This is a genomic window from Cyanobacteriota bacterium (assembly GCA_025054735.1).
Classification (GTDB): Bacteria; Cyanobacteriota; Cyanobacteriia; order SKYG9; family SKYG9; genus SKYG9.
Genome location: JANWZG010000217.1, coordinates 1 through 6,559, shown reverse-complemented (window position 1 = coordinate 6,559; position 6,559 = coordinate 1). Strand labels below are relative to the sequence as shown.

The 6,559-nt window shown below is 48.7% G+C and carries 7 protein-coding genes; all 7 read left to right on the top strand.

The features are described 5' to 3' along the window. A partial coding sequence (locus NZ772_11370) for an ABC transporter ATP-binding protein (GenBank protein MCS6814145.1) occupies positions 1-1,006 on the top strand: 1,006 nt, incomplete at its 5' end. A gap of 187 nt (positions 1,007-1,193) precedes the next feature. Continuing rightward, positions 1,194-2,858: a citramalate synthase gene (cimA, locus tag NZ772_11365; protein ID MCS6814144.1), complete on the top strand. Its 1,665-nt coding sequence runs from the start codon at positions 1,194-1,196 to the stop codon at positions 2,856-2,858. A 186-nt stretch (positions 2,859-3,044) separates the two neighbouring features. Next, positions 3,045-3,515: a YbjN domain-containing protein gene (locus NZ772_11360; GenBank protein MCS6814143.1), complete on the top strand. Its 471-nt coding sequence runs from the start codon at positions 3,045-3,047 to the stop codon at positions 3,513-3,515. Between the two features lie 315 nt (positions 3,516-3,830). Beyond that, positions 3,831-4,316 (top strand): allophycocyanin subunit alpha, encoded by a 486-nt coding sequence (gene apcA, locus NZ772_11355; GenBank protein ID MCS6814142.1) that lies wholly within the window; start codon positions 3,831-3,833, stop codon positions 4,314-4,316. A 64-nt stretch (positions 4,317-4,380) separates the two neighbouring features. Next, positions 4,381-4,866, top strand: a complete 486-nt coding sequence (apcB, locus tag NZ772_11350; GenBank protein MCS6814141.1) for an allophycocyanin subunit beta — start codon at positions 4,381-4,383, stop codon at positions 4,864-4,866. Between the two features lie 322 nt (positions 4,867-5,188). Then, positions 5,189-5,392: a phycobilisome linker polypeptide gene (locus NZ772_11345; protein ID MCS6814140.1), complete on the top strand. Its 204-nt coding sequence runs from the start codon at positions 5,189-5,191 to the stop codon at positions 5,390-5,392. 329 nt (positions 5,393-5,721) lie between these two features. Then, complete coding sequence (locus tag NZ772_11340; protein MCS6814139.1) at positions 5,722-6,555, top strand: pentapeptide repeat-containing protein; 834 nt, start codon at positions 5,722-5,724, stop codon at positions 6,553-6,555. Positions 6,556-6,559 lie beyond the last annotated feature (4 nt).

The window sequence follows — 6,559 nt, the reverse complement described above, 5'->3', positions numbered from 1 at the left end:
TAATAATGTGACCTTGACCTTGAGGGAGGGGGAACTCTTAAGTCTGTTGGGTGCTTCTGGGTGTGGCAAGACTACGTTACTGCGTTTAATCGCTGGGTTTGAGCAGCCCGATGCGGGCACTATCTGGCTAGGGGGAGAGCTTGTAGCTAGTGCTCAGCGCCTTGTGCCTCCAGAGGCCCGCAATGTGGGGATTGTCTTTCAAGACTATGCCCTGTTTCCCCATCTGACTGTGGCTGAAAACATTGCTTTCGGATTACGTTCCACCCCTGGGCGAGGTAAGCTATCCTTCAAGCCTGCACAGATTCGTCAGATTGTTGAGGAGACGATCGCTCTCATTAACCTTCAGGGGATGGAATCTCGCTATCCCCACCAGCTCTCTGGCGGACAGCAACAGCGAGTTGCCCTTGCCCGTGCCCTTGCCCCCCGTCCCCGTCTAATCCTGCTAGACGAACCCTTTAGTAACCTGGATGCTCAGGTGCGGCAACAGCTTCGTCAGGATGTGCGACAAATTCTTCGGCAAACGAATACTACGGCTATCCTGGTTACCCATGATCAGGAAGAAGCTCTGGCAGTTGCTGATCGAGTGGGCATTCTGCATCAAGGTCGCTTAGAACAAATCGGTACCCCAGAGGACATTTATCAACGGCCTGCATCGCAGTTTGTAGCAGAGTTTGTTACTAAAGCCAATGTTTTACCTGCTCAGCGACAGGATGACTGTTGGGTAACTGAACTGGGGCAATTTGTGGGGCAGGTGATTGGTAGCAGTGCTGCCCGTGACGGGAATGCTATTGTGTATCAAGATGATTTGGTTTTGGATCCAGTAGATGGTGATCACCACGCTGTGATTTGCGATCGGCAGTTCATGGGACGTGAGTATCAATACACTCTGCGAACCCACTTAGGCACTGTAATCACGGCTCGTACACCAACCACCCAAGTTATTCCCGTACAGGCAACGGTCAAAGTTTCTGTACGCTCTCCAAGGGTCGTCATTTTTTCTTCATAGTTCCAGTCTTCATAGTTCTGGTCATAGTTCTAGCGGCTACTGCCGGATGGCTGCTGGAACCGGGATGGTCGTTGAGTCTGGTCAGCAAGTCAGGGTTCATAACAGAAATCACCTTCAGGGCTGAATTCGTTCTAGACTTGAGATTAACCTTCTTCACTGATTGACTTGCGGCACTATAACATTGGCTATGAATACTGAGGCTTCTCCCCAACTTTGGATCTATGACACAACGCTCCGTGATGGTGCTCAGCGCGAAGGCTTGGCTTTCTCACTAGAGGACAAACTTCGCATTGCCCGCCAGCTTGACCAATTGGGGATTCCCTTTATTGAAGGGGGATGGCCTGGTGCTAATCCTAAGGATGTGCAATTTTTTTGGCAGTTGCAGGAAGAACCCTTGAGCCAGGCAGAAGTCGTTGCCTTTTGCGCAACTCGCCGTCCGGGGAAAACCGCAGAAACTGATCCTATGTTGCAGCCAATTTTGTCCGCAGGTACTCGTTGGGTTACCATTTTTGGCAAATCATGGGATTTGCACGTCACGGAAGGATTACAGACATCCCTGGCGGAAAATCTGGCCATGATTGCTGATACCATCACGTTTCTGCGTAGCCAAGATCGTCGAGTAATCTATGACGCTGAGCACTGGTTTGATGGCTACAAGCATAACCCAGCCTATGCACTGGAAACCTTGAAAACTGCGATCGCTGCTGGAGCTGAGTGGATCACCCTCTGTGATACTAATGGCGGCACCCTTCCCCATGAGGTTACTCAAATTGTCCGAGCAGTTATGCAGCAGATTCCTGCGTTTGGGGATAGCAACCATCCAGGCGATCAGGTCATTCGCTTAGGCATCCACACCCATAATGATTCTGATACTGCTGTTGCCAACGCCCTAGCAGCAGTCCTAGAAGGAGCACGCATGGTTCAAGGCACTATTAATGGCTATGGTGAACGATGTGGTAATGCTAATCTCTGCTCTCTGATCCCCAACTTGCAGTTGAAACTGGGGTATCGCTGCCTCACTGATCAACAACTTACCCGTCTTACTGAGGCCAGCCGTCTAATTAGCGAAATTGCCAACCTTGCCCCTGACGATCATGCCCCCTTTGTTGGTTTGTCAGCATTTGCCCATAAAGGTGGCATTCACGTGAGTGCGGTTGAGCGCAACCCTCTCACCTACGAGCATGTGCAACCAGAGCAGGTAGGTAATCGTCGGCGCATTGTTATCTCTGACCAATCGGGACTTAGTAATGTGTTGGCAAAAGCCCGCAGTTTTGGGATTGAGCTAGACAAGGGTGATCCTACTTGTCGCCATATCTTAAGCCACCTCAAGACCCTAGAACATGAAGGCTACCAATTTGAAGCTGCTGAAGCTAGTTTTGAATTGTTGATGCGAGAAGCCCTGGGTCAGCGTCCACGTCGTTTTGACCTCAAGGGGTATCAGGTTCACTGTGACTGCTTGCCGGGACAAGAGGCTGCGGCGTGGATATTGTCATCTGTGGCAACGGTAAAAATTACTGTGAATGGCAAGGACATCTTGGAGGCTGGGGAAGGTAATGGGCCAGTATCTGCCCTTGATCAAGCTCTACGCAAGGCCCTAGCCCAGTTCTATCCAGAGATTGAGCAGTTTCACCTGACTGATTACAAGGTGCGGATCTTGGATGGAGCAGCAGGCACCTCGGCTAAGACTCGTGTATTGGTTGAGTCTAGTGATGGACACCAGCGGTGGACGACTGTGGGGGTATCACCCAATATTTTGGAAGCGTCCTATCAAGCTGTGGTTGAGGGCATTGAGTATGGATTGTTGCTGTTGAAGCCGGTGGTCAGCGATCGCTCACCCGTGGGTATTATCTAGAGGAACGGCGACTAGGTTGGTCACTTGGTGCATCAACCAAACCTGAGTAGTTGAACAAATCCTAAAGGCAGGCAAGGGATTGCAAACATGTCCTAAGATATGGAGGACACATTTACTCCCCTGACTAGACAGTTACACTTAGACAGTTAACCCGTTAGCGATCGCTAGACACAAGGAGTCTTAACAATGGAATTCCAAAGCAAGGTGCAGCAGTCTTGCTATGAAATGATCAAGCCTTGGATGCAAGAGCTGTTTGAAGAAGCCCTCATCATCAGTGAATCTGAGCCAGCGTTTTTCATTAATTTTGGCTCTGCTGTTGCCCGTACTGAAGTTGTGCCTTGGGGAGATAGTGAAGCAATCATTGCTACTCGCTCACAAGTAGTAACTAATGTGGAAGTCACCCCTGATTTGCTGTACTACCTGCTGCGTGAAAATGATAGTCTCTACTTTGGACGGTTTGCCCTCGATGACACGAATGACATCATTTTTGAACACAGTCTGGTTGGCTCAACCTGCGATCAGCAAGAGTTGAAAACCTCTGTTATCACTGTGGTTAAGTTTGCTGATGAGTATGATGACAAGATTGTAAACCGTTGGGGTGGGCAGCGTGCCCTCGATCGTCAACCACCAAATGTAGGAAACTCTAGTGCATCGTGACCTTAGCTTCACTATTTTGTCCAAGCTGGCTTCCAAGGGCTTCCAAGATGAGAAGCTATGTTAAGAACTGTTACAGAGAACGACTGAGTGTGAACAGGATGCCGCAAAATATTTGCGGAAGATAGCTAGACAAGGGGTTTTGTCCTTGCTTAGCGCTCCGATGTGGTTGTTGCTGGGTCTGCCTGTGAAGACTACTGAAGTTGCTATTGGTAATTTAGTAATCTTGGGCAGTGTTGGCGAATTAAGGCAATCAATCGAGTTGCTGGTTGCAGTGGCAAGGCCCCTTGCGCTTATGTTTACTGGAGGAATTCACCCATGAGTATCGTCACGAAATCTATCGTGAACGCTGATGCTGAGGCTCGTTATCTCAGCCCTGGCGAACTGGATCGGATTAAGAGCTTTGTGACCAGTGGCGAAAGCCGTTTGCGGATTGCACAAGTTCTCACTGACTCTCGTGAGCGTATTGTTAAGCAAGGTGGCGACCAACTGTTCCAAAAGCGTCCTGACATCGTATCTCCTGGTGGCAATGCCTACGGCCAAGAGATGACTGCAACTTGTCTGCGTGACTTGGACTACTATCTGCGTCTCATCACCTATGGAATTGTTGCTGGCGATGTTACTCCGATCGAAGAGATCGGTATCGTTGGTGTACGCGAAATGTACAAGTCTTTGGGTACCCCAATTGAGGCAGTTGTTGAAGGTATTCGCGCTATGAAGAGTGTAGCTACCTCCTTGCTGTCTAGCGAAGATGCTGCTGAAGCCAGCTCTTACTTTGATTATGTAATTGGTGCAATGAGCTAAGTTTGGTAACTGCCAATTGGCTTGTGTCGTAACTGATAATGACTTGTATTTAAGGAAAAGAACCATGCAAGACGCAATTACTGCCGTTATTAACTCCTCTGATGTTCAGGGTAAGTATCTGGATGCTGCTGCTCTAGAGAAACTGAAGGCTTACTTCCAAACTGGTGAACTGCGCGTTCGTGCGGCAACTGCTATCAGTGCTAATGCTGCTGCGATCGTTAAGGAAGCAGTTGCTAAGTCTCTGCTCTACTCTGATATCACCCGTCCTGGTGGCAACATGTACACCACTCGTCGCTATGCTGCTTGCATCCGTGACTTAGACTACTATCTGCGCTATGCTACCTATGCCATGTTGGCTGGCGATCCATCCATCCTCGATGAGCGTGTACTCAATGGTCTGAAAGAAACCTATAATTCCTTGGGTGTACCCATTGCTGCTACTGTTCAATCTATCCAAGCGATGAAGGAAGTAACCGCTAGCTTGGTCGGTGCAGATGCTGGTAAGGAAATGGGTGTTTACTTCGACTACATCTGCTCTGGTTTGAGCTAGTTTGAAGTGGCTGATGTAGGTGCTAGGCTCTAGGGTACTGAATAAGTTAGCCCAAGAGTACTGAACGCTTCATCACGTGCCTTTTGATGTGAACGTCTGGAGCGATCGCTGGTTTTATTGGAGTTTGTAATCGCTGGCTTCGTAAGGCTAGAGGTTGCTCCGGACATCTAACAAGCGAGAGTTGACATTGTTGTTGACATAATCCTATCTGCGCACACTGGAGTTTCCTATAGGGTTATTTCATTGGTGCTCTCAGTCAGCCATTCGGTATACACCCTTTAGTAGCCCTTCAGTTCCTCTGTTTCTAGGAGAGATCGAACCCATGAGAATGTTCAAAGTTACAGCTTGTGTTCCAAGTCAGACCCGCATCCGCACTCAACGCGAGCTACAGAATACCTACTTCACCAAGTTGGTACCTTACGACAACTGGTTCAAGGAACAGCAACGCATCCAAAAGATGGGTGGCAAGATTGTTAAAGTTGAGCTTGCAACGGGTAAAGCTGGTACTAACACTGGCTTGGCTTGATAAGGCAAGGTGAATAGCAGTCTAATGCGCAAGCATAGCTGGTCTGCTTGTCGATTGAGTCGGAATTATCAATATGCTATCAATTGAATAGTGCTCTGGTGTTTCGGAGTAAGGATTTGAGGGATTATAGGGGTGTTGTGCGTCTCTATGATTCCTCAAACTGTTTTAATAGCTGCTTTCAGTGGTAACTATCACGGTAGTCTTAAATCATTTGGTACATTGATGAGGTGAATTGGTAATGTGGGATTGCATCTTGGCAGCAAAGTTGGTAGGACTTAAGAGGGATATTGCCTAACGATACTAATACGTGGGGATCTGAAATTGGCTAGATGATTAGCATTAGTGAGCTGAACCATTGTTATCGTGTGCTGGAATTAGAGCCAGGGGCATCTCTAGAAGATATTAACCAGGCTTACAAAGACTTGGCGTTTATCTGGCATCCTGATCGTATTCCTGCTGATAATCCCCGTTTGCGCCAAAAGGCACTCGCTAAACTACAGGCCATTAACTACGCCCGCGAACAGTTGCGTATCTACCGCGAAAAACATCGGCAGCCTAACTCTTACCGTTCTGCTCAGACTGTATACCGCCATACAGCCCAATCTCCAGACTCTCGATCGCCATCGGCTAGTACCTACACTAAACCTAAATCATCAACCGAGCCAGCATCCCCACCGGCGCAACCACCTCGGGTTTCACCACCGGTTCAGTCATCGTCACAGACCTCTTCTTCCTATCGTTCTTCATCCCGACAGCAGCAGCCATTAGCACAGCCCCATCAGGCCTTCCGCCGCCCTATGCCTGATTTAAGCGGCACTGATATGAGTGGTGCCAATCTGGCTGAGCGAGATTTTTCTGGACGTAACCTGAGCAATGCAAACCTAAGTCGCGCTAATTTGACCGATGCCTTTTTGCATGGTGTGAATTTGAGTGGGGCTAATCTTGAGGGGGCAAATCTCTATCGAGCTAATTTGCTTCATGCCAATTTGAGTAACGCTAACTTGCAAGAGGCTGACTTGGTGGGGGCAGATTTTAGTGGTGCTGATTTGACCAATGCCAATCTGCGCGGGGCACGGGTTAGCATGAACGATCGCATCATGGTGAAGCTCACAGGTGCTCGACTTACAGGTGCCATTATGCCCGACGGTCGAGTACATCATTAGTCAT